Genomic DNA, 24,014 nt, shown 5'->3' on the forward strand with positions numbered 1-24,014 from the left:
GTGGCGGTCAGCGACGCTCGCCCGTACAGCCAGCGGTTTTCGCCGGATCAGCGGAAGCGAACACCAGTGATTCACAGGCGTCGATTCTCGGTGTTAGCGTCTGACCACCCAACGTTGGGAGGAACAGATGAGAAGAGTCCTCGCTGTCTCCACGACCGTCGCCCTTACCGTCTTCGGACTGGCGACCGGCGCCCAGGCAGCACCCGCCGAAGCCGACGTCCTCGCGGTGCCCGGCGCCGAGGCGGTGCCGGGCAGCTACATCGTGGCGCTGAAGTCCGGCAAGGTGGCGAGCGCGGTCGCCGCGGAGCACGACGCGACGGTGCTCCACACGTACCACCGGGTGTTGAACGGCTTTGCCGCACGCATGACGGCGCGCGAGGCGCGGCAGATGGCCGCCGACCCGGACGTCGCGTTCGTGCAGCCCAACGTGATCCATCGGATCTCGGACACGCAGGCCAACCCGCCCTCGTGGGGCCTCGATCGGATCGATCAGCGCAATCGACCGGTGAACCAGGCCTACACCTACGGCACCACCGCGTCGAACGTGCACGCCTACATCATCGACACCGGGATCCGGACCACGCACCAGGACTTCGGCGGGCGTGCGAGCAGCGGATTCGACGCGGTCGACGGCGGCACGGCGGACGACTGCAACGGGCACGGCACCCACGTGGCCGGTACGGTCGGCGGCGGCTCCTACGGTGTGGCGAAAGGCGTGCAGCTGGTCGGCGTGCGGGTGCTCGACTGTCAGGGCAGCGGCACGACGGCGCAGGTCGTGGCCGGGATCGAGTGGGTCACCGCGAACGCGCGGAAGCCCGCGGTGGCGAACATGAGCCTCGGTGGCGGCGCCGACACCGCGCTGGACAACGCGGTCCGCGCCTCGATCACGTCCGGGGTCAGCTACGCGATCGCGGCGGGCAACGGCCTGTTCGGCCTGTTCGCGCTGGACGCCTGCACCCAGTCGCCGGCCCGCGTCCCGACAGCGATCACCGTGTCGGCCACCAACGCCGGCGACGCGAAACCGTCCTGGGCCAACCGCGGGAGCTGCGTGGACGTCTTCGCACCGGGCATCAGCATCCCGTCCACCTGGAACACCGGCGACACCGCGACGAACACGATCAGCGGCACGTCGATGGCGTCACCGCACGTCGCCGGGGCGGCCGCGCTCTACCTCGCGACCCACCCGGGCGACTCACCTGCTCAGGTGCACAGCGCGATCGTCAGCAACGCGACCGCCGGCGTCGTGATCAGCCCAGGCTCGGGCACGCCGAACCGGCTGCTCTACACCGGAGCGTTCTGAGCCGCCCGCGTTCTGCGGCCGCGCCCACCCTGTCGCGATCAGGGCGAGCGCGGCCGCGTGCGCGGCGGCGGCGACCGCCGGCAGATGCAGGCCCGCATACCCGAGACCGGTCAGCAGATCCGCGACCACGAACAGCACCCCGCCTGCTGCGACGAGAGGCGAAACCCCTGCCGCTGCCGCGGCCATGGCGGACAGCGCGAGGCTGTAGACCAGCAGGGGTACGCGGAAAGCACCCCACCGGTCTCCGAAGAGCGCATTGGCCGAGACCGCCAGCAGGGCGAACATGGCCGACGGCGAGGGCAGCGGCTTCGCCCGGTTGAGGAACGCCAGCGTGAAGCAGATCAGGGTGCCGAGGAGGAACACCATGCCGGCGAGCAGCCCGGCGCGGTTCGGGATCAGCAGGGCGATGTCGCCGGCGGTGGCGAACCCGAGGCCGTGGACGACGGCGTCGGGTCTCCCCTCCCCCCGTCTTCTCGTCACCTGGAGATGCCAGATCAGGAGCGGGGCCAGCAGCGGGGTGGTGACCCACTGGAGTGCGGTGAGGCCGGTGGCGACGGCCGCGATCTGCACGGCGGCGACCGCAGCGAACAGTTTCAGTGGAAGAGTCATACCCGGCGATACCCCGTCATGGCGGGCAATCATGACGGCGGGATGGATCACGCGTCAACGGGTTCGACCAGTTGTTAACGCGCGGTTCATGCGGTCGGCGCTTGAACCTTCCACCCTGCGGTGCGTCGGTGCCGGTGTACGCGAAAGGAGTGGTTGACATGCGCCGATGGACCACATACCTCTGGCAGGCACTGGCCGCGCTCGCCGACAGCGAGTACCCGATCGGGGTCTATGCCCCGCCGCCCCGGCCCTTCCATGTCGACCTCGACGACGACGTCTCGGTCCGAGCCGCGTTCACCTCGATCGTGGAGTGGAACTGGGGTCCCGGCCGGTAGGCCAGGGAGCTGCCGGACACCCTGCCGGCGCCGGGCGCACTACGCGTTGCGCTCGTTGCGCCAGGCCGTGCTGCGCCCGGTGTGGCAGTAGTTGCGCTGCCCGGTGTTCCCGGCGTCGAGCCGCTGGATGTCGAGTTGCAGATGCTCCGGCAGACCGGTGCCGCACGAGTCCATGAAGATCGCGTTCCGGACCCGCGCGGCACGGCCGCCGGGCAGGGTGACGGGCGCTCCCGGCACGGCGACCGTGTCCGGCGGGCAGAAGATCACTTCGTTGCTGACCAGGCACGGGCCCACCTCGGCGCCGTCGACGTGGACGGTACGAGGCTCGTCGGCGTGCAGCATCGCGAATTCCAGCCAGTTCACGTCTACCAGTGTGCCCGCGCTGCGATGGATCAACCCAGATTCTTGCGCGTGACCGTCCACTGTGTGCCGCTGCCCAGCCCGAGGATCAACGCTCGAGCCGCCTGGTCGCCCTTGAGCTGCCACTTCAGCCAGGCCGCGCCGACCCTGCCGTACTCACCGCCGTTGACCTGGGCGAACGTCCCGTAGTGACCGACCGGCAGGTGCGCGAGCAACGCCGGAAGCCCGGCCGGAAGGCGGTTGTAGTCGTCGACCGCGTTCGGGTACGCGATGTCGTCCGGCCCACCGGTGAAGTAGGCGACCGGCGCGTGCAGCCGGGCCAGCCGGTAGTTCTCCAGGTCGCTGAGCAGCCCGCTGTTCCAGAACACCGTGGTGTCGACGCGGGCGTCGGCGCTCGCCTCGACGGCCTCGATGCCGCCGCAGGACTGACCCATCACCGCGACCTTGCCGGTGTCGATCCGTCCGCGGTACTTGCTCGCCACCCGGCTGTTCTCCGCGACGGCCCAGTCGATCGCGTCGATGAGCATGTCGGCGTCGGTGCTGCCGGTGCCGCCCGGCCGGCCGTTCGCGATCACCAGGAAGCCGTGCGAGGCGAACTCCTTGAGGATGTTCTCGAACCAGGTGCCGTCCGCCCGGCAGGCGCCGTTGCCCCAGACCACGATCGGCAGCTTCTCCGCCGGGAGCGTGGACGGACGGTAGATGGTGTGGTTGTAGAGGCGGATCGTGGTCTCGTAGTCGGCCGGGTAGGGCCCGGAGCCGCCGGGCGCCGCCTGCGCCGGGGTGGCGGCAGTGCCGAGCGCGAGAGTGACAGCGATCGCTGCGATGACCGTTCTTCCGATGCCTTTCATGCTCCTGCTCCTCCTATGCCGAAGAATTGGACGGCTTCGTAGGGGCCGCAGATCGCGGCGTAGCCCTGACCCGCGGTGCCGCAGTTCTCCACGCCCGCGCCAGGGTTGACGGGCTGCTCATGACCCATGCCACTGACCCGGTACGTCTGAATCTCCCCGGCACCGAAGACCTGTTTCGTGACACCCGGCTTCGGCGTGGTGGTCTGCGTGGGTATCCGGCTGATCCCGAACACGCCGGCCCACTGATCCCGCTGGCGCTCCAGCGACCGCGGGCTGATCAGCCGATCCTCGCTGCCGTGCCAGATCTGCACGGGCGGGCGCGGCCCGGCGTACCCCGGATACGCGGTCCGGATGTCCGGCAGCCGCGTGGCGACCGATCCGGAACACGGGCCGCCGATCAGGAAGTAGCGGGCCTCCGTGCCGGCACACCCGTACGGCATGCCGAAGAAGACCGCGCCGGCCCGGAACCGGTCCGGGTACGCCGCGAGCATCACGTTCGTCGCCGCGCCGCCGCCGGAGTAGCCGGTCACGAACACTCTGTTCCGGTCCGCGCCGCTCTGCCCCACCACGTGATCGACCATCTGGATGACCGACTTCGCCTCGCCCTCGCCGGCCCGGGTGCGGTCGGCGTCGTTCCAGGCGCTGAAGCACTTGTGCGGCACCAGCCCGCCGGAGCCGACGTTCTCCGGTTTCTGCTCCGGCATCACGAGATGGAATCCGTACAGGTCGGCGTACTTGCGCCAGCCGGTGCTGACGTCCAGGTTCAGCGCCTGCCCGCCACACCCGTGAAAGAGAACCACGATCGGGGCGCCCGGCCCGGCCGCCGCCGGCGTGTAGAGAAACATGCGCTGGTTGCCGGGGTTGCTGCCGAACCCGGAGACCTCCTGAAACCCGGTCGCGGTCGTGACGGGGGTGAGCGCGAGAACAAGCGCCACGAGAAGACTCTTCATCCACGTACCTCCTTTGCCTCGCTCCTTCCGCATAGACGCTCGCCGATCAAAAGCATTCGCGGATCGGCGAAATCACCGGCCCTGAACCGCGGGGAGATCGTCCCGGTACATCAGGCAGAAGCAGCCATGCCGGGAGGTAGCCGTGACGAGTCCACTGGCCGCCCCGGTGGCGGGCATGGGATTGGTGGAGGACCCGTTCGAGATCGCCTCCGGGATCCGCAGCGGCAGCTGGGTGGACGCCTCGCTGGGCGGCGTCGGGATGTCGCTGGAGGCGCTGTCGCTGGTCCTCGATCCGCTGGGCAGCCTGATGAGCTGGGGCGTCGGCTGGCTGCTGGAACACGTGGAACCACTGCGGGAAGCCTTGGACCATCTGGCCGGCGACGCCGCGGCCGTGTCCGCGCAGTCGTCGCAGTGGCAGCAGGTGGCGGCCCTGATGTCCTCGGCGCACGCCGGATACACGGCCAGGGTGCAGGCGGACACCGCCGGCTGGTCCGGCGAGGCCACCGAGGCCTACCGGGCTCACGCCGGCGAACAGCTCGCAGCGATGCAGGGCATCGGGGTAGCCGCAGGCGGGATCGCTTCCGCAGTCATGGGTACGGGGTTGCTGGTGGCCCTGGTCCGCGAGATCGTCCGGGATCTGATAGCCGATTTCGTGGCGACGCTGGCGGTGCGGTTGCCGCAGTGGCTCGCGATGGAGGGGTTCACGCTCGGTATCGCGACACCGGCGGTCGCCAGCCAGGTGGCGAGTCTGGTGTCGTCCTGGGCCGGCCGGATCCGGGGCTTCGTCCGTGGACTGCTGACCAGCCTCCGGAATCTGCTGCCCAGCACCGACGGACTGCGCCGGATCCTGGACGCCCTCGTCATGAGCGTCGGCGACATGGCCCGGAAGTCCCCGGTCGGCGGTCACGCCGACGCCACTCCGGCCGCGGGCGGCAGCCCGGCCGCGCCCCGCCCGGACGGCGACGGCGGCGACGGCGGGCCACCGTCGAGCTCCGATCCGCTACCCGAGAAGGACGACGCGCCTCGGGAACCCGACGGCTCACCGACGACGAGTCCCCGCGACGTGCACGGAGCGCTCCAGACCTCCACACGGCAGATCGACGCGGATTACGTCTGGCGGAACGGAACAATGTACGTGCAGGAGGACGGACAGATCGTCAAGGTTCTGGACAATGGGAACGGCACCTATGACGTCGTGGTCCGCGATCTGAGCAATCCGACGGGCCGGCCCACGACCAGCATCGCGGACGTACCCGAGCGCTCCATCCAGCGGAAGATCGACAAAGGAATTTGGGAGTGAGGCATGAATCAACGGGTCTGGACCGGCGAGGTGGGCGCGCGTCTCCGCTGCTGCATCTGCGGGGACGAGACGGTGGATGCCGACGACTACGTGCTGATCCAGATGACTGCGTCACCCGGCGACGAGGCCCAGTGGTTCGGTGCCCACGCCGCCCACCTGAACTCCGTGCTGAAGGAGGGGTTCCGCGTCGAGATTCACGAGTGGTGAATGTCGACCGCGAACCCCTCGGCGAGGACCTCGTTGAGGTGGCTCGCGTGGACGCCGAGAAACTGTTTCGCCTCGGTCGGGGCCGCCGTGATCCGCAGCAGCACGTAGTCGTCGGCACCCGTGGTGTCCTCACCACAGATGCAACAGCGGAGTCTTTCGGTGACCGCTCCCGTCCACTCCCGGCCGTCCGTGCCCACCGCGCCCTCCCCCGCTCCGCAGAACCTCACCTATCTGACCACGGGACCGTCGGTTGAGAAACCCGTCGCCGGGCGGCGGTGGGCCGCCCGGCAACGCTGGGTCAGCGGCGGCGGAGGGTGGGGTCGAGCAGGGACGGGGGTGTGTCGAACTTTTCGTCGGGGGCCAGGTCGTGGCCGGGAGCGACGATGCGGTCGATGGCGTCCAGGACGTCGGCGGGCAGGGTGGTGTCGGCGGCGGCCAGCTGGGAGTGCAGGTGGTCGAGTGTGCGGGGGCCGATGATGGCGCTGGTCACGGCGGGGTGGGCGGTCACGAAGCCGAGCGCCAGCTGGATCAGGGTGAGGCCGGCGTCGTCGGCCAGTGCGGCGAGCTGCTCGACGGCGGCGAGGCGGGCCTGGTTGGCGGCGGCGGTGAGGTCGAAACGGCCGGGCAGGATCGCGGAGCGGTGGGTGGTGATCTCGCGGCCGGCGCGGACGGCGCCGGAGAGCCAGCCCGAGGCGAGCGGGCTCCAGGCGAGCACGCCCATGCCGTACTCCTGGGTCGCCGGGAGCACGTGCGCCTCGATGCCACGTTGCAGGATCGAATAGCTGGGCTGCTCAGTGACGTACCGGGAAAGATGGTTTGCCGTGGATGCCCATTGCGCCTGGACGATGCGGTAGGCGGGGAACGTCGACGAACCGAAGTAGCGGATCTTGCCGGCCCGCTGGAGGTCGGTGAGGGCGGACAGGGTCTCCTCGTCGCTGGTGCGAGGGTCCCAGCGGTGGACCTGGTAGAGATCGACGTGGTCGACGCCGAGGCGCCGCAGGCTGTTGTCCAGGGCCGTCATCAGCCAGCGGCGTGAGGTGCCCTGATGGTTGCGCTCGTCGCTCATCGGCATGGCGGCCTTGGTGGCGAGCACGATGTCGTCGCGGCGGCCGGCGATCGCCTTGCCGACGATCTCCTCGGAGTCGCCGGTGCCGTACATGTCGGCGGTGTCGATCGTGTTGATCCCGGCGGCGAGCGCCGCGTCGACGATGGCGGTGGCCTCGGCCTGGGTGGTGTTGCCGATCTTTCCGAAGTTCATCGCGCCGAGCACGAGCGTGCTGACCTGCACACCGGTGCGGCCCAAGGTGCGGTACTGCATGGCCGTTCCTCCCGAAGATCTGTCATGCTGTTCAAACGGAACCGCGTTCCGGTATGAACATACGGAACCATGTTCCGTTTACCAAGAGACGTGACGGAGGCAACACAGTGGCGCCACGGAAACGCGCAGACGCGCGCCGCAACGAGGAGACGCTGCTGGAGGCGGCCGCCGCGGCGTTCGTGGCATCGGGCGTGAACGTGCCGGTCCGCGAGATCGCCGCGCAGGCCGGGGTGGGTGTCGGCACGTTCTACCGGCACTTCCCGACCCGGGCCGATCTGGTCGTCGCCGTCTACCGGCACCAGATCGAGGCGTGCGCCGACGCCGGGCCGGCGCTGCTCGCCGAGGACGGGACGGCTCATCAGGCACTGGCGGCGTGGATCGACATGTTCGTCGACTTCCTGGTCACCAAGCACGGGCTGGCGGAGGCGCTGCAGTCGGACCAGGCGACGTTCGAGACGTTGCACGGGTACTTCCTGGAGCGGTTGCTGCCGGTGTGCGAGCGGCTGATGGAGGCGGCTCGGGAAGCGGGTGAGGTGCGGGCGGATGTGTCGGCGTATGAGGTGATGCGGGGTGTGGGGAATCTGTGCGCGGGCGCCGCCGATGAGCGGTATGACGCGCGGCGGCTGGCGGGGGTGTTCGTGCAGGGGTTGCGGGTCAGCGGTTGAGCCAAGGGGGTGGTTCGGGGGCGCGGTGCCACCACCAGGCCTTGTCGGCCGAGACGCCGGGAATTTCCTGGGTGGCCGCCCGGAACGTGTCGTCGACCATCGTCACCGCAGCGGCAACGGTCTCGGCCAGGTCCGGCGAAAGCTTGGCCAGGTCGGCGGCCAATTCATCCCGGGTAGCCAGGTCCTCCTGCCAGTATTCGAGGGGGTACCAGCCGTCTGGTGGCCAGCCGGAGGTCATGCGCACCACCATGGCCTCCCATGCCGCCAGCCCGCTCACTGCCTTGCGCGTTACTTTTTCCGGCCCTGCCGACGGCCGTAATCCGTCGGCGACCGGCGTCGGCATGCGGTGCTCCCGGATCACTTCAGGCTGGGCTTCGACGGGAACATGTGGAAGCAGGCCGACCGGCCTCTCCACAGCCTCGATCAGATGTAACCAGGTCTCTCCCTCTTCTCTTCCGTCCAGGCGCACTCTCAGCCGCTGACCATCGGGCTCCACCAGCCAGAAAGCGCTCGGCGGGTAGCTCTCCGCGGCGTAGACGACCGGTGTGCGCAGATGCGCGGACAGTCGTTGAGCGAAGTCAGCCTCTGAAAGTTCCACCGTCCTCATGTAGAAATCGAGGTAGTAGGTCAGGTCGCCATCGAACGGCTCATAGGTGCACAATGCGGCCGCATCCGAATTCCTGCCTTCGTGCCACTCCGCATCGATATCCACGTCATCTCCGGAGACTCCGGCGATTTCACACATCGCCGCGTGCAATCGGTCGAGGTCGAGGCTGTCGATGAGGTAGACGTCGTAGATCCCGGCCGAAGTCATAGCAGTGGCTGCGGCAGCGGTCGCACGGGATGCCCCGCGACGAGCGGGGCGACCTCCGCGCTGTCCAGCCAGTCGTGCCACCCACTGTGGAACACCACTTCGCCGGGCGACCATTGCAGAACCGCGACATCGCCGTTGTGAAGCAGCACGCCCCGACTGGCGTACCTCGCCGAGAACGCCAGGGCTGACGAGATCATCAAGGCCATGTTGTGCTGTCGATCCTGCTCGGTCGACGCGTTCTGGAAGCGGAACGTCCCACTTACCCGCTCGTCGAATCCGAACAGCCGAGAGGTCTCATCCTCCTCGCCGTCGGCCACCCGGTAGACCGTGGCGTACATGCCGTCCCGGAAGACCGCCCCACCCGCGCCGATCTCCCCTTCCAGCGCCGCGGCGAAGAACGCCCGCAACTCGTCGTCACGTAGGTCCGCATCGGTGCTCAGGTCGTACTCAAGCGCCATCCTGATCACTCACCAAAGGGGTAGAAGGGAATGACTTCGCCGTCCTGCACGACGAGTATCTCCTTCAGGTTCGCTATCGGCTTACGCTGCAACACCGCAGCCACCTCCTCCATCGTGCGTGGCGTGTCGTCCATGAACAGGATGAGCCGATCCGCCTGCTCCTCCCGCACCTTCTTGCTCAGCTTGTTCCGGATCTTCTCAGCGTTGTCGGACGCCGGCGAGTAGCAGTCGAAGTATTCGCCTTCGATCTTGTAGTCGGGTTCCTTGCCGTTCGCTTTCTTCTCCGGGTTCTGTTCGATGTCGTAGCCGTGCTGGGCGAGCACATCAGCAGACTCGTTCTCCCGTCGTACGCCCCTGTCATTGAGCCGCTCCGGATGCGCCTCGGTTCGCGTTCCTCGGGGACGCAGGTTGGGGTCCGGTGGCCCGGATGGCGTGGTGAAGCCCGGACTGCCTCCGGGCGCTCCGCCGGCGCTGGGTTTCCCGCCCGCACCGGTGCCGCCGGTACTGGCTTCCGCCCGACCGGAGAACGGCGACTTCCGGGCCAGCCTTGCCAGCAGTTCCCGCAGTTTCTCCAGGATCCGCTTCAAGCCGTCGGTCTTCGGGAGCAGCTGGCGCAGGCTGCTCAGCAAGCCCCGGATGAAGTGCTGGATCCGATGGGCCCATTTTGCTACCAGGCTGGAGACCTGGCTGGCCACGAACGGTGTCGCTATGCCCAGCGTCAGCCCCTCCGCCGCGAGCCACTGCGGCAACCGGACCGCCAGCGTCGCCACGAAGTCGGCGATCAGGTCTCGGACGATTTCGCGGACCAGGGCGACCAGCAGCCCCGTACCCTCGACGGCCGAGGCGATGCCGCCGGCTGCGACGCCGATGCCGTCGAGCGCGGCCAGATGGTCGCCGGCGTGGGCGCGGTAGGCGTCGCCGGCATCGCCGGCCCAGGTGGAGACGTCGGCGGAGAGCCGGGCCGCGTAGTCCGCCCGTGCCGCCTGGGTGTACGCCGCCACGTTCTGCCAGGTCGTCGCGTGGGCGGCCACCTCGTCGGCGTTGCCCGCGAGGTTGTCCAGCGCTTCTTTCAGCACCGAGACGTGTTCCATCAGCCAGCCGACGCCCCAGCTCACGAGGCCGCCGATCGGGTCCAGGACCAGCGACAACGCTTCCAGGGACGTGCCGACGCCGCCGAGGGAGGCGTCGATCCAGCTGCCGTTCTGGATACCGGTGACGAGTCCGTGGGCGTCCTCGACCAGCCCCAGCCCGGTGATGCCGGTGGTCGAGCCGGTCACCGGCGCGACGAGCGGGCTGGTCACGGTGACCTGATCTCGCCGGCCGCGTGACTGTCGGTGGTCTCGAACGTACGGACCGCGTCGCGCAGGTTCAGCGCGGTCTCCTGCAACGCCTCGGCGCTGCCGTTCATCGCGACCACGGCGACCTCGAACACCCCGGACAGGATGCCGGGCAGGAAGGAGCACAACATCCCGTACGCGCCGGGGTCCATCGCCACCTGCGAGACCGCGGAGCGGGCCGTGCGGACCGCGTCGGTGACCCCCTCGACCGCCGACGCGTGCCCGAGGACGGCGGGGACCGGCAGATCCACGAATTCAGCCATGAGAATCCTCCGCGGCCGGTGCCGGGAAGCGCCGGGCGAAGCCGTCCAGCACGGCCCGCCCGGTCTCCGAGTCGGCGCCGACGGTGTCGTGGACCTCCTCGGCGACCTGATCCACCAGCGACTGCTGCGCGGACCGCATCACGGCGAGGATCTCCTCGCTCAGTTCGTGCGGGCTCAGGTCGTACATCCGCTCGTCGAGATCCAGGCCCACGACCTGGCCGTTCGCGCCCACGGTGACCGACGCCCCGTGGCCTCGCGCCTGCGCGCTGAGGCCGGCCACCCGCTGCGCCAGCCGGGCCGCGCGGGCGGCCTGCGCGTCGATGCGGGCGGTCCAGCCTTCCAGCCACTCGTCGGCAGCATCGATGTCCCTCACCGTCGCCACCCCCTTCCCCGTGCTGTACCCGCGGGCAGTGCGCCCGGTTCAGTCGGGACTTACGGCCCTGAACGGATGGCCGGCCGGGAGGAAGGCTGAATGTGACACGAACGAGGGAAGTGACGACATGCGCGCAGCGGTGGTGACCAGCTTCGATCAGCCCCTGGTGGTCCAGGAGGTGCCTTTGCCCACTCCGGGTGAGGGACAGATCCGGGTACGGGTCGAAGCGAGCGGACTCTGCCACACCGATATCCACGCCGCTCAGGGTGACTGGCCGGTGAAGCCGAACCCTCCGTTCATTCCCGGTCACGAGGGCGTCGGCATCGTCGAGGAGCTCGGCGCCGGCGTGACGCAACTCGCCGTGGGTGATCGGGTCGCCGTGCCGTGGCTGGGATACGCCTGCGGCACCTGTGAGTACTGCGTCGACGGCTGGGAGACGCTCTGCGAGTCGCAGCTGAACACCGGTTATGCGATCGACGGCGGGCACGCGGAGTTCCTGGTGGCCGACGCCCGCTACGTGGTCACGGTTCCGGAGGGCATCGACCCGGCCGAGGCGGCGCCGCTCACGTGCGCCGGGGTCACCACGTACAAAGCGGTCAAGGTCGGTGGCGTGACGCCGGGCGACCGGGTCGCGATCTTCGGGATCGGCGGCCTGGGGCACCTGGCGCAGCAGTACGCGCAGATCTTCGGCGGGGAGACGATCGCCGTCGACGTGACCGAGGAGAAGCTGGCTCTGGCCCGCGACCTGGGCGCGACGCACACGGTGAACGCGGCCGAAACTGATCCGGTCGCCGCGATTCAGGCGCTGGGTGGCGCGGACGTGGCGGTGGTCCTCGCGGCGAGCCCGAAGGTTCTCGAGCAGGCGCACGCGTCGCTGCGGCGCGGCGGCCGGCTGGTGCTGGTGTCGCTGCCGAAGGACAACGCGATGTCGCTGCCGATCTTCGAGACGGTGCTGAAGGGGATCCGGGTGATCGGGTCGATCGTCGGCACCCGCAAGGATCTCGCCGAGGTGTTCCGGCTGCACGCCGCCGGGCGGACGAGGGTGCTCTACGAGACCCGCAAGCTCGACGAGATCAACGCCTCGATCGACGACGTTCTCGCGAGCCGGGTGCCGGCCCGCCTCGTCCTCATCCCCTGAAAGGAGCCGATCATGCAAGCGTGGCGAGGCTTCGCCGGTGAGAGCTGGCGGGACAGCATCGACGTCAGCGCGTTCCTGCGGGACAACGTGGAACCGTACCTCGGTGACGCGGGTTTCCTGGCCGGGCCGACGCAGCGCACCGAGAAGATCTGGCAGCAGTTGCAGCGGATGTTCGTCGAGGAGCGCCGGCGCGGGATCTACGACGTGGACGCGCACACCCCGTCGGGCATCACCGCGCACGAGCCGGGTTATCTGGACCGCGACGCCGAGCTGATCGTCGGGTTGCAGACCAACGCGCCGCTGCGCCGCGCGATCATGCCGGCCGGTGGGTTGCGCATGGTGCGCCAGGGGCTCGCCGCGTACGGCTACAGCCTGGACGAACGTGTCGAGGAGATCTTCACGCGGTACCGCAAGACGCACAACGACGGCGTGTTCGACGCCTACCCGCAGTCCGTCCTCGCGGCCCGCCGCTCGCACGTGATCACCGGGCTGCCGGACGCGTACGGCCGTGGCCGGATCATCGGCGACTACCGGCGGGTGGCCCTCTACGGCGTGGACCGGCTGATCGCCGAGCGCCGGGCACTCAAGGTGGCCCTGGACGGACGGCTGTCGTCGGAGGACGTCATCCGGGACCGGGAGGAGCTGGCCGAGCAGATCCGCGCCCTGCAGGAGCTGCGGTTCATGGCGGAGAGGTACGGCTACGACATCTCCGGCCCGGCGACGACCGGCCGCGAGGCGATCCAGTGGGTGTACTTCGCGTACCTGGCGGCGACGAAGGAGCAGAACGGCGCGGCCATGTCGCTGGGGCGCACGGCCAGCTTCGTCGACGTCTACCTGCAGCGTGACCTGGCCGAGGGGACACTCACCGAGGAGCAGGCGCAGGAGCTCGTCGACGACTTCGTGATCAAGCTGCGGATCATCCGGTTCCTGCGCACCCCGGAGTACGACGAGCTGTTCTCCGGCGACCCGACGTGGGTGACCGAGTCGCTCGGCGGGATCGACGCGGACGGGAAGCCGCTGGTCACCCGGACCAGCTTCCGGTACCTGCAGACGCTGTACAACCTGGGGCCGGCGCCGGAGCCGAACCTGACGGTGCTCTGGTCGCCGTCGTTGCCGGAGGGGTTCAAGCGGTTCTGCGCGCAGGTGTCGATGGACACGAGCGCGATCCAGTACGAGAACGACGACCTGATCCGGCCGGTGTACAGCGACGACACGGCGATCGCGTGCTGCGTGTCGGCGATGCGGGTCGGCAAGGACATGCAGTTCTTCGGCGCGCGGGCGAACCTGGCGAAGGCGTTGCTGTACGCGATCAACGGCGGACGCGACGAGATCAGTGGTGACGTCGTGGCGCCTGGGTTGACGCCGGTCAATGTTGACGTCCTCGACTATGACGACGTGTTGACTGCACTGGACAACACGCTCGACTGGCTCGCGGAAGTCTATGTTGACGCACTCAACGTCATTCACTACATGCACGACAAGTACGCCTACGAACGCCTGGAGATGGCGCTCCACGACTATCCCGTCAACAGGTACCTCGCGACCGGCATAGCGGGACTCTCGGTGGCCGTCGACAGCCTGTCGGCTATCAAGTACGCCCAGGTCAAGGTGCTGCGCGACGAGACCGGTCTCGCGGTGGACTACCAGGTGGACGGGACGTTCCCGACGTACGGCAACAACGACGACCGGGCCGACGCGATCGCCGTGGACCTGGTCGAGCGGTTCATGGCGAAGATCCGGCGGCAGCCGGCGTACCGGGGCGCCACGCCGACCCTGTCGGTGCTGACCATCACGTCGAACGTGGTGTACGGCAAGCACACCGGCAACACGCCGGACGGCCGGCGTGCCGGTGAACCGTTCGCGCCCGGCGCCAACCCGATGAACGGCCGGGACAAGCACGGCCTGGTCGCGGCGGCGCTGTCGGTGGCGAAACTGCCGTACGACTCGGCCCGCGACGGCATCTCGCTGACCACCACGGTCACGCCGGACGGTCTCGGGCACTCCCGGGACGAGCGGATCGGCAACCTGGTCGGGGTACTCGACGGGTACACCGACGCGGGTGGCTTCCACCTCAACGTCAACGTGCTGAACCGGGCGACCCTGGAGGACGCGATGGCCCACCCGGAGAAGTACCCGCAACTGACCATCCGGGTCTCCGGGTACGCGGTGAACTTCGTCCGGCTCACCACCGAACAGCAGCGCGACGTCATCTCGCGCACCTTCCACGGCGCGCTGTGATGCTCCGGGAACTGACCGGTTCCGTCCACTCGTTCGACGTGTCGACCGGGGTGGACGGGCCGGGCACCCGGTTCGTGGCGTTCCTCGCCGGATGCCCGCTGCGCTGCCAGTACTGCCACAGTCCGGACACCTGGTACCGGCGCTCCGGCACGCCCACCACCCCGGACGAGCTGCTCGCCGAGATCCGCCGCTACGAGCGGTTCATCAAGGTCGCCGGCGGCGGCGTGACGATCAGTGGCGGGGAGCCGCTGCAGCAGCCCGCGTTCGTGCGGGACGTGCTGCGGCGGTGCAAGGAACTGGGCCTGCACACGGCCGTCGACACCAGTGGATACCTCGGTGACCGGGCCGACGACGACCTGCTCGACGTCACCGACCTGGTGCTGCTGGACATCAAATCGGGAGATCCGGGGACCTATCGGTCGGTCACCCGTACCGGCCGCCTCGCGCCCACCGTGCGCTTCGCGCACCGGCTCGCCGACCGAGGACTGCCCATCTGGGTACGGTTCGTGCTCGTCCCCGGTCTGACGGATGCCCCGGAGAACGTCGAAGCGGTGGCCGCGATCGCCGCGTCGGTGCCGACCGTGCAACGGGTCGAGGTGCTGCCGTTCCACCGGCTCGGCGCGGCCAAGTACGAGGCTCTGGGAGTGGACTTCCCCCTGGCCGGGACGGAGGCGCCGGAGCCGGAGCTGGTCGAGCGGGTGCGGGGACAGTTTCGTGATCATGGACTGTGCGTATTCTGAGGCCGGTGGAGGTTGATCTCGCACTGGTCGGCTACGGCGGCGCCGCGGCGCTGGTCCTCGCCGCGCTGACCAGGGCCGGCGTGACGGACCTGCGGGTCGCGGTGATCGACCCCGTTCCCGGTGCGAAGCCGCGGACCTGGGCGTACTGGACCGGCCCCACCGACGACCTCGATCGGGTCCTGGACGCCCAGTGGCCCGGCGTGGACCTCTTCGGTCCGACCGGCCGCCGCCAGCGCATCGAGCTCAGTCCCCTGCGGTACGCGATGGTCCGCTCCGAGCCGGTCTTCGGGCTCGCCGCCGAGGCAGCCGAGCGCCTCAACGCCCGGACCATGGTGGCGAACGTCGAACGGCTGGCCGACGACGGCGCCGGTGTCGACGTGATCGACGACGGCGAGGCGACGGTGGCCCGGGCTCGCTGGGTTCTCGACTCCCGGCCGGCGAAACCGGTCACCGTCGGCCGGACCTTCTGGCTTCAGCACTTCCGTGGCTGGTGGGTGCGCTCCGCCGAGGACCTCTTCGACCCGGCGTCGGCGGTGCTGATGGACTTCCGGACCCCGCAGCCGGCCCGCGGGGTGTCGTTCGGGTACGTGCTGCCGACCGGTCCGCGCACCGCGCTGATCGAGTACACCGAGTTCTCCCCCAGCCGGCTGGACGATGCGGGTTATGACGGGGCGCTTCGGGCGTACGTGAAGCAGTTGGGTCTTGATCGTCTGGTTGTCGACGAGGTGGAGGACGGCGCGATCCCGATGACCGACGCGCGGTTCGACCCGAGGCCGTCGGCGCGGGTGGTGCGGATCGGGACGGCGGGCGGGGCGACGCGGCCGTCGACCGGGTACACGTTCTCGGCGATGCGGCGGCAGGCCACGGAGATCGCTCAGCTGATCAGATCCGGTCGTGATCCGGTGCCGGGTGCGGCCTATCCGCGGCGGCATCTGTGGATGGACGCGGTCGCGCTGCGGGCGTGGGACGGCGGGCTGGTGTCCGCGCCGGAGTTCTTCGAGCGGCTGTTCCTGCGCAATCCGGCGGATCGGGTGCTGCGCTTCCTGGACGGGCAGACGACGCCGGCGGAGGAGCTGGCCCTGATGGCGTCGACGCCGCTGGTGCCGATGTCGCGGGCAGCCGCTGAGGTGGGGTTTTCGTCGCTTTCGCGGCGGTTCTGAGCGGTACGGCGTCCGGGAGACCCGCCGAGCCGACGCTGAACGCCGGCCGGTCCGGCTGGTCCTCAGTGTCGTCGCGCTGAGCGCCGGCCGGCACGCGAAGTTCCACGATCCACGGCCGGCCGACACGGGGCTGCGCTGCGAGGCGGCGCTCTAACGGCGGGCGCCTGCCAGCTCGGCCTGCCTCAGCACGATGCGGGTCGCCGGCTCCGGGGGCGCGCCCAGCGTGTTCAACGCCTCCCGGACCCGGCACACAACCCGGCCCAGCGCCACCGGATCACGCCGCTGGGTCTCCGCCGCGAGCAGCAACCGCATGCCCCGCTCGGCGTAGGGCTCGGCGGCCAGCGCGCGGCGGGCCAGCTCGGCGGCGGCGGTGGTGTCGCCCTCGGCGAAACGGCGTTCGCCCAGTGTGAGGGCGGCCTCGGTCAGTTCGGCGAGCACACCCGCGGCGACGCCGTCGAAGCCGACCAGGTCGGTGAGCGGGTCGCCGCGCCACAACCCTACGGCGGCGGCCAGGGCCGGGCCGGTGGCTGCCGGGTCACCTCGGCTGCGGGCCGCGTCCGCCTCCGCCAGGTGGTCCCGCAGGTCGGCCAGGTCGACGGTGAGGGCCTTGGAGCGCACCAGCCGGACCCATGATCTGTCGCAGCGCAGGTGGTCGGCACCGAGGGCCTGCCGCAGATAGGTGAGGGTGACCCGCAGGTTGCGGGCGGCCGCGGCCGGGTCCAGGTCGGGCCAGAGCAGGTCCATGAGGCGGTCGCGGTCGATCTCGCCGGTCACGGCCAGGATCGTGAGCAGCTGGCGGACCCGGCGGCGGCGCAGTTCGACAGGACGTCCGTCGACCAGGACCCGCAGCGGACCGAGGACGGAGACCACGGTGGCGGCGGACGGGGTGATCGGGACAGCGTCGAGCAACCGCCGTGCACCGGAGATCCGACCGGCCAGGGGTCGCAGGGCGTCGTGGGCCCGGCTGCCCAGGTGGTCGACGAGCCACTGGAACAGCCTGCGGCCGAACGGCAGGCCCGCGCCCGCCGCGTGCGCGGCCAGTTCCACCGCCCACGGCAGGGGCAGCGCGATCAGCACGGTCTCCGGTGTCACGCCGGCCATCGGGACCGATGTCAGCCGTCCGGCGCGGGCCGCGAGCAGCAGCCGGGCGACCTCGCGGACCCGCTGGTGGGCCGGCCCGAGCGGCGTGCTGTCCCAGGTGCGGCGGGCCGGCGGGGACAGCACGTACCCGTACCCGAGGAAACGCCGCAGATGCACCGCCGCAACCGGATCGCTCAGCGGATGTTCGCCGACGAAGGCGGCGAACATCGCCCGGGCCTGCTCCTCGTCGCCGTTCAGGATCGCGCGGGCGGCGGCGGCCGTGGCCAGCATCGCAGCGTCGCGGGTATCGCCGCCGAGACCCCCCGGGGCGAGCGGGGACCCGGAGTACCCAAGCCCACCCCCGACGAGTGGAGACCAGGAGTGCCCGAGGTCGCCAGCGGCGAGCTGGGACCAGGAGTGTTCGAGGGCCGGCCGGTCGCCGAGGGAGGCGGCGACGACGGTGGCGAAGGCGAGGAAGTTGAACCGGTAGCGGTCGTTGGCGTCAGGTTCCGGCAGGTGGGCGGGACGGTCCGGGGAGTGGGCGGCGGGCAGCAGGTCGCGGGGGTCGCCGGCCAGCCAGCGGGCGAACTGCGGCATCCGGCGGACGTGCGCGTACGGCGAGGTGGACAGGTGCTTCTGCGCGATCACCGCCGCCTCGTCGGCGCGGCCGGCCAGCAGCAGGAGGTACACATGGAACCGTACGATGATCTTGCCCGGTTGATGATCCACGTCGTCGGGTGGGAGCGCCTCGACCAGCGCGAGCGCGTCGTCGATCGACCCCATCAGCTCGAAGATGGCGCCGCGCACCCCGGCCATCAGCAGCCGCAAGGTGGGCTCGGCATCGGCGCCGGGCAGGTCGAGCGATTCCTGGAAGAGCTCGGCGAGCCGGTTCTCGTCGCCGCGGGCGTGCGCGGCGATCGTCGCGAGGCTCAGCGCCGCGGTCCTCAGCCGTGCGTCGCCGTCGCGGAAGGCCGCGTCCACGATGCCGTCGACCTCGCGGTCGCCGGCCCGCGAGGCGTAGCGGGTGGCGGCGGTGAGCAGCCGCAGCCCCGGCCGCCCGTGTTCGGTCTCGGCCACCGCGGCCAGCCAGCGCACGCCGGTGTCCTGCGGGAACGTCGCCAGCGTCGAGGCGACGAGCACGGTGGCGGCGCGGTCCAGCAGGTCCACGTCACCGGCCTCGATCGCGATGCTGCCGGCCCGCAGCGCGTCACCGCGGTCCAGCAGCAGGCCGGCGGCGTGCGCGCGGACGGACGCCACCTGCGCGGCGGGAAGCAGCCTGGTCAGCGCGTCGGTCCAGAGGTGGTGCGCCCGGATCCGGCCGTCGCCGAAGCGAGCCACCAGCGGAACCCGGTCCAGCAGGTCGGAGGCGTCGGCGGAACCGAGCATCGCGAGATAGAGCAGCGCTTCCCGGTCGGCGGGGCTGAGGCCGCTGACCACCTCCTCCCAGAGGTAGTCCCGCGCCACGCCGGGTGGCGCCGCGAGCGTGAGCCGGACCAGCGCGGGCCAGCCACCGAGCCCGGCGACGTCGGCGGCGGCCCGGTCGGCGTGCCCGGCGGCCTGCGCGAGCTCGCCCTCGTCGAAAGCGAGATCGGCCTGGTGGAAGCAGCGGATCAGCTCGGCGGCGTGCAGCCGGGCCAGCGGCGCGGCCGGCAGCCGCCGCCCGCTGAGCAGCAGATGCGCGCCGGCCGGCAGGTGCCGCACCAGGTCCGCGATCAGCCGCTCGCCGGACGATCCGGCCGGGATCTCGTGGCAGTCGTCGAGGATCAGGCACGTCTCGATCGGTGACGCCGAGCGCAGCGCCTCCAGCGCGGCGTCGAGCGGCGTGACCGCCGGCGCCGGCACGCCGAACGCGCGGCAGACGGCGGTGGCCAGGCGGCGGGCGTCCTCGTCACCGGGTTCGCAGGTCACCCACGCCTCGACGCCGCGCGGGTCGGCGGCGTGCCGCCGCATCGCCTGGGCCAGCGCCGTCGACTTGCCGAAGCCGGGACCCGCGACGACGGTCGTGACCGGGACGTCCCAGCGCGCGGCGAGACGGTCGATCAGCCGGGTCCGCAGAATCTCGCCGCTGATCGCCCGTGGTGGGCCGCCGGGAAGTCGCACCCTCTCATCTCGCGCCCGGCAGGGAGGCGGAACAAGCGTCGAGTCGCGTAGGTGACTGACGGTTTGTGGCTAACGGACCGCTAACGGCGGCCCGCGACGCTTCCGGCATCCGATTCTCCAAGGGGGGAGACAGAAAATGGCCGACTCACGCGTCGCCAAGCACACGTTCGTCTACAACGGCGAGCGCTACTTCCGGGACAAGTCCGAGGACATCCTGATGTGCTCGTACGGCGAGAAGGAAGACCCGCTGGGCACCAAGGCCAGCCTGAACGTCACCGACCACGTCGAGCGCGGGCTGCTCAAGGGCCGCGTCCACTACGTCACCACCGCGGACGTGGAGTGGGAGCGACAGGCCAAGGCGGAGGTGGAGGCCGACGCCTCGCTGAAGTACTTCACCGCCCAGGCGTCCGGCACCGCGGCGTTCTCCTACGAGCGCGCCAAGACCGGCAAGCTCAAGCTGGCCAAGTTCGTCATCGACGAGGGACCGCTGCAGGAGCTGCTCAACCGCGACGCCGGCAAGGCGCGCAACTTCCTCGCCCGCGAGGGCGGCGACGGGCGGATCGTGTCGACGATCTGGGTGGTCGTCGAGGGCGAGATCGCGGAGTCGTTCGCGGCGGCCGGCAAGTCCACCGGCGCGATCGAGGCCGAGGTGCTCTCCGCGGCGAAACTGCGGCTCACCGTGAAGAAGAAGGGCAGCGCCGGCGGCACCACGACGATCGTCTGGGAGCCGGGAACGACGTTCGCCTACCTGATGCACAAGGTCGGCAAGTGGAACAAGGACAAGTCCCGCGTCGAGGAACTGGTCATCGACGCCAAGGGTCTCAACTGACCGGACTCGCCGCCGGCTCCTGCCGGCGGCGAGCTCCCTTTCCCGGGTACGGGGTCAGCCCCGTACCCTCAGTTGTCGTCGATCTCGATGCTCACCCGGTGCTGATCGGAGCGCCACGCCGGGACCGGCAGATAGGTCCAGCCGTCGCTGCGGGACCTCGCGACGATCGAGACCGTGCCCCGCGCCGGCATGAACAGGTCCAGCCCGGTCATGAACGTGATGCCGAAGAACTCCGGCAGCGGCGCCGACAGGTCGGTGACGCGATCGCTGCCGTCGTCGAAGGCGAAGACGCCGATCACCCGCTTGACCCGCGGCGCGTTGGCGGCGTTGAGCACCTGCCGCCCGTTGATCCACAACTGGTCGCCGGCCGCGCCCTGGTCGCCCCACCACTCCTTCTGGCGCTGGAACGTCAGGGCCGTGTGCCGCTCACTCGTGTCGACCAGAGCGCCGATGCCCTCGCCGGGCCGGCTGGTGAGAAGTCGGACCAGGGTGTCGGTGCGCTGGAACGGTTCGAAGTAGAAGTGGTGGGTGGCCTGCCCGGGACGGACCAGGGCGAACTCGTACCGGGCCCGGGGGTTGACCGGAACCGGGGCGAACGCGCCGTCGGCGGCCACCTGACGCACGTGCGCGGGCCGTTTCGACAGCCGCCGGCCGTTGCGCGGGTCGAGCCGGTACACCTCCACCGTCGCGTCCTCGGCCCCGGCGTTGCTGGGGAAGAGGACGGCCCTCCCGGAGACCTGCGGGTGGCGGTCCGCGACGATCGCCGTGGTGCGCGGGTCGCGGCCCCGGAAGAAGCGGTAGAACTCCCGGAACGTCTCCACCGACGAGACCGTCTGGGTGTGCGACTGGTCCGGGAACGAGACGTTGGTGGCGCCGGCGACGGCACGGGCCGGGTCGCCCTCACCCCAGATCGCCAGCGTCGGCACGCCGCCGGGCAGCGCCGCGGCGGGCCGGCCGTCCAGGTTGACGTAGTGGGCGACCCGCGCGGCGCGGGCCGGTGAGCTGTTCAGGTAGCCCTGCATCACGAACGTGCCGAGCGAGTGCGCGAGCAGGTCGACCCGGTCGGCGCCGCTGGCGGCGAGGAGCCGGTCGATGCGGGCGTCGAGTCCGGCGTAGACCTGCGGCAGGATCGTGGCGATGTTCGGTGAGTCGTACTCGTGCGCCTCGATGAGCCGGGCCGGATACCCGTTGCCGGCCAGGCGCTTGGCCTGGGTGCGGAACTGCAGGGCGGAGCCGGCGCTGCCGTGCACGAACACGACCGGCCGGAGTTTCGCCGCTGCCGGCCTCTCGGTTGCCGTTGCCGGAGCGCAGAGCCCGCCGGCGCCGAGGATGACGCCGGCGAGCAGGGCGAAAAGCTTTCGGCGAGCAATCAACACTGACCCTCCCGATTGATGACGGTGGTTATCGCACTCTAAGTGCAGATACTCATGGTCGCTACGACTTTCGGCCAATGCGATCGGCCGCCGGCCAGATGTGGGCGAGGGCCGGCGGATTCGATCATGAGGACATGTCCGGCACCCAGACCCAGATTCCCGCCCTGCCCGTCCTCGCCCCGCTCGCGGTGATCCTCTTCGCCGCGGTGGGATGGCGGCTGCGCCGCACACCGGGACGGCTGCTGCTCGGCGGCGCGGCCGTCGCGTACGCCCTGGCGGTCGTCGCCGTGACGCTGCTGCCGCTGCAGATCGCCACCGGCGACTACGCCAACCAGATCCCCTGGTACGAGAAGGGCAACTGGATCCCGGTGATCACCATCGACGTGGTCACGTTCGTCGCCAACATCGTGATGTTCGTTCCGCTCGGAGTGCTGCTGGCGCTCGGCGACCGCACCCGTACCCGCACCGCCGGGAACGTCGCACGGATCGCGCTGGCCTGCAGCGCCACCGTCGAGATCGTTCAGTTCCTGACGAACGTGCTGGTCAGCAGCGGCCGGCAGGCCGACGTGAACGACCTGATCGCGAACACGCTCGGTGGCGTGATCGGGTTCCTCGCCTGGCGCGCCGTCTCGGTTAGAGTGGTGTCGGCCACCTGATCCACAAGGGTCCGAAGCGTCTCGACTAGCATTTGCTGCGTTCGGCAAGCGTGAGGCGAGGCGACATGCGGTTTCTCCGGCTCGGGCTGCGCAAGCGGCGCGTCCAGCACGATCCCGCCCGGCAGCAGCAGCTGCTGCAGGACGTCCGGCAACAGTTCGGAACCCACCTGACCACCCCCTACGGCGACCAGTCGGCCCAGCTCACCCAGCTGCTCGTCGGCACCGACGGCCTGCTGGTCGCCACCGAGATCCTGCGTGAGTTCGCCGAGAGCGCCCACGCCTCCGTCGTCGTGCAGGCCGCCGGTCTCGGCCTGGTCGCCGACCGGACCAACTACCGCACGCTGTGGAAGACCGCGGGCAAGCGACTGCGGTCCCCGCTGTTCGAGCAGCCCCTGCACCCGTACATCCAGGTCACCGCGGCGGTCAAGGCGGTGGGCGCACAGGCGCGGGAGACGGTACGGGTGACCGACCCCGAGCCACTGCTGAGTCACGTCTTCGAGGTGCTCGACCTGACCGTCGCCGGCTGGCAGTACGGCCGGGTGCTGGTCGACACGCACGGCGCCGAGCTGGCCGCCGGGCTGATCACCACGGCGACCGAGCTGCGCAACGCGATGGACGACCCGCCGCCGCTGCCGCCGCCGGTCCGCGAGCAGATGCGCTCCAACGCCAGCGTCGACGTGCTCGACCCGGCCGCCAGCCTCTTCGTCGGCCAGTGGAACCCGGGCAAGCAGATGCGGGAGTCACTTCTCGCCTAGAAGTTTTCCTTGACCCGGGCGTGGCGCGGCCGATCTTCGGGCTCGTTGCGGACGGAAAGGAATCCACCCAATGACCCAGACATCAGCACGTGGTGTGCCGATGCGCGACGACCGCTGGCGACCCCAGGACGAGTTGCTGAACAGCGTGATCGACAAGTGCATCGACGAGGCGTATCGCACCGCCGCCGACGGCAAGGGCGGCAGTCCCGTCATGGTCGCCGGCGCCCTGGTGCTGGCGGTCCTCGGCCTGATCATCGGCTTCGGCACCGGCGATCCGCTGCTCGCCGCCGGCATCGCGGTGGCGCTCGGCCTGGCCGGGTTCGCCTTCACCGCGGTGAGCACCCCCTCGGTACAGCTGAACAAGCTGTCGGTCCTCGACCCGATCGGCGGCCCCGGCAACCTGCCCGCCGGGTACCTGGTCTACCCGAAGGCGTGGGAGGCCGGCATGCGTGAGTACGTCGCCCCGATCACCGACCAGCAGTTCCGCCTGGCGGTGCGGCTCTGCCGGGAGCACCCCGGCTCGGTCTCCGACGTGATCCGCCTGGTGAAGCGGGCCGAGAAGCACGCCGCCCAGCACTCCGGCGGCGGGGTCGTCACCGAGCACGACGCGTTCAAGGTGGCGTCGCGGTGGACGAGCGAGCACGCCCGTAACTCCCCGACGATGGTGATGCAGGTCGCCGCCCGATAACGCGCACGCCGAGGCCGGGACGGCAGTGTCTTCCAGGCCGGGACGGCAGTGGCGCGAGAGGCGCGCTGCGGCCCGGCATGGCACCGGGTCGCGTCGTCAGCCACGAGACGGGCCGGCTGC

The 24,014-nt window shown here is 70.3% G+C and carries 26 protein-coding genes; 13 read left to right on the forward strand and 13 right to left on the reverse strand.

Annotation, left to right across the window (positions count from 1 at the left end):
- Window positions 1-127 precede the first annotated feature (127 nt).
- Window positions 128-1,300, forward strand: coding sequence for a S8 family peptidase (locus AMIS_RS28940; RefSeq protein WP_014445987.1), 1,173 nt, complete (start codon window positions 128-130; stop codon window positions 1,298-1,300).
- Here the strand turns inward: AMIS_RS28940 and AMIS_RS28945 are convergent.
- The gene (locus AMIS_RS28945) at window positions 1,193-1,909 is read right to left on the reverse strand and encodes a lysoplasmalogenase family protein (RefSeq protein ID WP_157435119.1); all 717 of its coding nucleotides are present in this window, start codon (window positions 1,907-1,909) and stop codon (window positions 1,193-1,195) included. The genes AMIS_RS28940 and AMIS_RS28945 overlap by 108 nt on opposite strands.
- 158 nt (window positions 1,910-2,067) lie before the next feature.
- Between AMIS_RS28945 and AMIS_RS43005 the strand changes: the two genes are divergently transcribed.
- Window positions 2,068-2,244 (forward strand): hypothetical protein, encoded by a 177-nt coding sequence (locus tag AMIS_RS43005; protein WP_157435120.1) that lies wholly within the window; start codon window positions 2,068-2,070, stop codon window positions 2,242-2,244.
- 39 nt (window positions 2,245-2,283) lie between these two features.
- Here the strand turns inward: AMIS_RS43005 and AMIS_RS28950 are convergent, their stop codons facing one another.
- The 3 genes from AMIS_RS28950 to AMIS_RS28960 are packed head-to-tail and all read right to left on the reverse strand — an operon-like array spanning window position 2,284 to window position 4,402.
- The gene (locus tag AMIS_RS28950) at window positions 2,284-2,607 is read right to left on the reverse strand and encodes a hypothetical protein (RefSeq protein WP_041830128.1); all 324 of its coding nucleotides are present in this window, start codon (window positions 2,605-2,607) and stop codon (window positions 2,284-2,286) included.
- 29 nt (window positions 2,608-2,636) lie between these two features.
- Complete coding sequence (locus AMIS_RS28955) at window positions 2,637-3,452, reverse strand: poly(ethylene terephthalate) hydrolase family protein (protein WP_014445991.1); 816 nt, start codon at window positions 3,450-3,452, stop codon at window positions 2,637-2,639.
- On the reverse strand, window positions 3,449-4,402 hold the full coding sequence (locus AMIS_RS28960; RefSeq protein WP_014445992.1) for an extracellular catalytic domain type 1 short-chain-length polyhydroxyalkanoate depolymerase: 954 nt from the start codon (window positions 4,400-4,402) through the stop codon (window positions 3,449-3,451). The genes AMIS_RS28955 and AMIS_RS28960 overlap by 4 nt, the downstream gene beginning before the upstream one ends.
- A gap of 142 nt (window positions 4,403-4,544) precedes the next feature.
- On the opposite strand from AMIS_RS28960, the gene AMIS_RS40905 reads away from it, so the two are divergent.
- On the forward strand, window positions 4,545-5,702 hold the full coding sequence (locus tag AMIS_RS40905) for a WXG100 family type VII secretion target (protein ID WP_014445993.1): 1,158 nt from the start codon (window positions 4,545-4,547) through the stop codon (window positions 5,700-5,702).
- Window positions 5,703-5,705: 3 nt separating this feature from the next.
- Window positions 5,706-5,909: a hypothetical protein gene (locus AMIS_RS28970; RefSeq protein WP_014445994.1), complete on the forward strand. Its 204-nt coding sequence runs from the start codon at window positions 5,706-5,708 to the stop codon at window positions 5,907-5,909.
- Here the strand turns inward: AMIS_RS28970 and AMIS_RS28975 are convergent.
- Window positions 5,897-6,106 carry a hypothetical protein gene (locus tag AMIS_RS28975; RefSeq protein ID WP_014445995.1) on the reverse strand — a complete coding sequence of 70 codons (210 nt, stop codon included), beginning with the start codon at window positions 6,104-6,106 and terminating at the stop codon, window positions 5,897-5,899. The two genes, AMIS_RS28970 and AMIS_RS28975, sit on opposite strands and share 13 nt — an antisense overlap.
- Before the next feature lie 101 nt (window positions 6,107-6,207).
- Entirely contained in the window at window positions 6,208-7,227 is a 1,020-nt protein-coding gene (locus AMIS_RS28980; RefSeq protein ID WP_014445996.1) for an aldo/keto reductase, read from the reverse strand.
- Between the two features lie 53 nt (window positions 7,228-7,280).
- On the opposite strand from AMIS_RS28980, the gene AMIS_RS28985 reads away from it, so the two are divergent.
- The gene (locus AMIS_RS28985) at window positions 7,281-7,892 is read left to right on the forward strand and encodes a TetR/AcrR family transcriptional regulator (protein WP_014445997.1); all 612 of its coding nucleotides are present in this window, start codon (window positions 7,281-7,283) and stop codon (window positions 7,890-7,892) included.
- On the opposite strand, the gene AMIS_RS40910 is transcribed toward AMIS_RS28985, so the two are convergent.
- From AMIS_RS40910 to AMIS_RS29010, 5 genes are read right to left on the reverse strand one after another with little or no spacing between them, the layout of a single operon-like run.
- Entirely contained in the window at window positions 7,882-8,706 is an 825-nt protein-coding gene (locus AMIS_RS40910) for a hypothetical protein (RefSeq protein ID WP_014445998.1), read from the reverse strand. The two genes, AMIS_RS28985 and AMIS_RS40910, sit on opposite strands and share 11 nt — an antisense overlap.
- On the reverse strand, window positions 8,703-9,164 hold the full coding sequence (locus AMIS_RS28995) for a SitI3 family protein (RefSeq protein ID WP_157435121.1): 462 nt from the start codon (window positions 9,162-9,164) through the stop codon (window positions 8,703-8,705). The genes AMIS_RS40910 and AMIS_RS28995 overlap by 4 nt, the downstream gene beginning before the upstream one ends.
- A 5-nt stretch (window positions 9,165-9,169) precedes the next feature.
- A complete protein-coding gene (locus AMIS_RS40915; protein WP_014446000.1) occupies window positions 9,170-10,465 on the reverse strand; it encodes a CdiA C-terminal domain-containing protein in 1,296 nt (431 codons plus the stop codon).
- Window positions 10,462-10,764: a type VII secretion target gene (locus tag AMIS_RS29005; protein WP_014446001.1), complete on the reverse strand. Its 303-nt coding sequence runs from the start codon at window positions 10,762-10,764 to the stop codon at window positions 10,462-10,464. Before AMIS_RS29005 ends, AMIS_RS40915 begins: the two co-directional genes overlap by 4 nt.
- Window positions 10,757-11,137 (reverse strand): YbaB/EbfC family nucleoid-associated protein, encoded by a 381-nt coding sequence (locus AMIS_RS29010; protein WP_157435122.1) that lies wholly within the window; start codon window positions 11,135-11,137, stop codon window positions 10,757-10,759. The genes AMIS_RS29005 and AMIS_RS29010 overlap by 8 nt, the downstream gene beginning before the upstream one ends.
- Window positions 11,138-11,264: 127 nt before the next feature.
- Between AMIS_RS29010 and adhP the strand changes: the two genes are divergently transcribed.
- From adhP to AMIS_RS29030, 4 genes are read left to right on the forward strand one after another with little or no spacing between them, the layout of a single operon-like run.
- Window positions 11,265-12,275 carry an alcohol dehydrogenase AdhP gene (gene adhP, locus AMIS_RS29015; protein WP_014446003.1) on the forward strand — a complete coding sequence of 337 codons (1,011 nt, stop codon included), beginning with the start codon at window positions 11,265-11,267 and terminating at the stop codon, window positions 12,273-12,275.
- Between the two features lie 12 nt (window positions 12,276-12,287).
- Window positions 12,288-14,513: a formate C-acetyltransferase gene (pflB, locus tag AMIS_RS29020; RefSeq protein WP_014446004.1), complete on the forward strand. Its 2,226-nt coding sequence runs from the start codon at window positions 12,288-12,290 to the stop codon at window positions 14,511-14,513.
- A complete protein-coding gene (gene pflA, locus AMIS_RS29025) occupies window positions 14,513-15,253 on the forward strand; it encodes a pyruvate formate-lyase-activating protein (RefSeq protein ID WP_051042179.1) in 741 nt (246 codons plus the stop codon). Before pflB ends, pflA begins: the two co-directional genes overlap by 1 nt.
- Window positions 15,250-16,413 (forward strand): lycopene cyclase family protein, encoded by a 1,164-nt coding sequence (locus tag AMIS_RS29030; protein ID WP_157435463.1) that lies wholly within the window; start codon window positions 15,250-15,252, stop codon window positions 16,411-16,413. Before pflA ends, AMIS_RS29030 begins: the two co-directional genes overlap by 4 nt.
- Window positions 16,414-16,563: 150 nt before the next feature.
- Here the strand turns inward: AMIS_RS29030 and AMIS_RS29035 are convergent, their stop codons facing one another.
- Window positions 16,564-19,593 (reverse strand): BTAD domain-containing putative transcriptional regulator, encoded by a 3,030-nt coding sequence (locus AMIS_RS29035; RefSeq protein WP_014446007.1) that lies wholly within the window; start codon window positions 19,591-19,593, stop codon window positions 16,564-16,566.
- 136 nt (window positions 19,594-19,729) lie between these two features.
- Between AMIS_RS29035 and AMIS_RS29040 the strand changes: the two genes are divergently transcribed.
- Complete coding sequence (locus AMIS_RS29040; RefSeq protein ID WP_014446008.1) at window positions 19,730-20,422, forward strand: hypothetical protein; 693 nt, start codon at window positions 19,730-19,732, stop codon at window positions 20,420-20,422.
- 68 nt (window positions 20,423-20,490) lie between these two features.
- On the opposite strand, the gene AMIS_RS29045 is transcribed toward AMIS_RS29040, so the two are convergent.
- Window positions 20,491-21,798, reverse strand: a complete 1,308-nt coding sequence (locus AMIS_RS29045) for an alpha/beta hydrolase (RefSeq protein WP_014446009.1) — start codon at window positions 21,796-21,798, stop codon at window positions 20,491-20,493.
- Window positions 21,799-21,929: 131 nt separating this feature from the next.
- On the opposite strand from AMIS_RS29045, the gene AMIS_RS29050 reads away from it, so the two are divergent.
- The 3 genes from AMIS_RS29050 to AMIS_RS29060 all read left to right on the forward strand — a co-directional run bounded on the left by AMIS_RS29050 (window position 21,930) and on the right by AMIS_RS29060 (window position 23,894).
- Window positions 21,930-22,451: a VanZ family protein gene (locus AMIS_RS29050; protein WP_014446010.1), complete on the forward strand. Its 522-nt coding sequence runs from the start codon at window positions 21,930-21,932 to the stop codon at window positions 22,449-22,451.
- A 65-nt stretch (window positions 22,452-22,516) separates the two neighbouring features.
- Entirely contained in the window at window positions 22,517-23,206 is a 690-nt protein-coding gene (locus AMIS_RS29055; protein WP_014446011.1) for a hypothetical protein, read from the forward strand.
- A gap of 70 nt (window positions 23,207-23,276) precedes the next feature.
- On the forward strand, window positions 23,277-23,894 hold the full coding sequence (locus AMIS_RS29060; protein ID WP_014446012.1) for a hypothetical protein: 618 nt from the start codon (window positions 23,277-23,279) through the stop codon (window positions 23,892-23,894).
- Window positions 23,895-24,014: the final 120 nt, after the last annotated feature.

The sequence above is a fragment of the Actinoplanes missouriensis 431 genome, from assembly GCF_000284295.1.
Lineage (GTDB): Bacteria > Actinomycetota > Actinomycetes > Mycobacteriales > Micromonosporaceae > Actinoplanes > Actinoplanes missouriensis.

What these genes read in the sequence shown, in the direction of transcription:
- AMIS_RS28940 (WP_014445987.1), top strand. Translation starts at nt 128, where the DNA reads ATGAGAAGAGTCCTCGCTGTCTCCACGACCGTCGCCCTTACCGTCTTC.
- AMIS_RS28945 (WP_157435119.1), bottom strand. Translation starts at nt 1,909, where the DNA reads ATGACTCTTCCACTGAAACTGTTCGCTGCGGTCGCCGCCGTGCAGATC.
- AMIS_RS43005 (WP_157435120.1), top strand. Translation starts at nt 2,068, where the DNA reads ATGCGCCGATGGACCACATACCTCTGGCAGGCACTGGCCGCGCTCGCC.
- AMIS_RS28955 (WP_014445991.1), bottom strand. Translation starts at nt 3,452, where the DNA reads ATGAAAGGCATCGGAAGAACGGTCATCGCAGCGATCGCTGTCACTCTC.
- AMIS_RS28960 (WP_014445992.1), bottom strand. Translation starts at nt 4,402, where the DNA reads ATGAAGAGTCTTCTCGTGGCGCTTGTTCTCGCGCTCACCCCCGTCACG.
- AMIS_RS28970 (WP_014445994.1), top strand. Translation starts at nt 5,706, where the DNA reads ATGAATCAACGGGTCTGGACCGGCGAGGTGGGCGCGCGTCTCCGCTGC.
- AMIS_RS28980 (WP_014445996.1), bottom strand. Translation starts at nt 7,227, where the DNA reads ATGCAGTACCGCACCTTGGGCCGCACCGGTGTGCAGGTCAGCACGCTC.
- AMIS_RS28985 (WP_014445997.1), top strand. Translation starts at nt 7,281, where the DNA reads ATGAACATACGGAACCATGTTCCGTTTACCAAGAGACGTGACGGAGGC.
- AMIS_RS40910 (WP_014445998.1), bottom strand. Translation starts at nt 8,706, where the DNA reads ATGACTTCGGCCGGGATCTACGACGTCTACCTCATCGACAGCCTCGAC.
- AMIS_RS28995 (WP_157435121.1), bottom strand. Translation starts at nt 9,164, where the DNA reads ATGGCGCTTGAGTACGACCTGAGCACCGATGCGGACCTACGTGACGAC.
- AMIS_RS29005 (WP_014446001.1), bottom strand. Translation starts at nt 10,764, where the DNA reads ATGGCTGAATTCGTGGATCTGCCGGTCCCCGCCGTCCTCGGGCACGCG.
- adhP (WP_014446003.1), top strand. Translation starts at nt 11,265, where the DNA reads ATGCGCGCAGCGGTGGTGACCAGCTTCGATCAGCCCCTGGTGGTCCAG.
- pflB (WP_014446004.1), top strand. Translation starts at nt 12,288, where the DNA reads ATGCAAGCGTGGCGAGGCTTCGCCGGTGAGAGCTGGCGGGACAGCATC.
- pflA (WP_051042179.1), top strand. Translation starts at nt 14,513, where the DNA reads ATGCTCCGGGAACTGACCGGTTCCGTCCACTCGTTCGACGTGTCGACC.
- AMIS_RS29040 (WP_014446008.1), top strand. Translation starts at nt 19,730, where the DNA reads ATGGCCGACTCACGCGTCGCCAAGCACACGTTCGTCTACAACGGCGAG.
- AMIS_RS29050 (WP_014446010.1), top strand. Translation starts at nt 21,930, where the DNA reads ATGTCCGGCACCCAGACCCAGATTCCCGCCCTGCCCGTCCTCGCCCCG.
- AMIS_RS29055 (WP_014446011.1), top strand. Translation starts at nt 22,517, where the DNA reads ATGCGGTTTCTCCGGCTCGGGCTGCGCAAGCGGCGCGTCCAGCACGAT.
- AMIS_RS29060 (WP_014446012.1), top strand. Translation starts at nt 23,277, where the DNA reads ATGACCCAGACATCAGCACGTGGTGTGCCGATGCGCGACGACCGCTGG.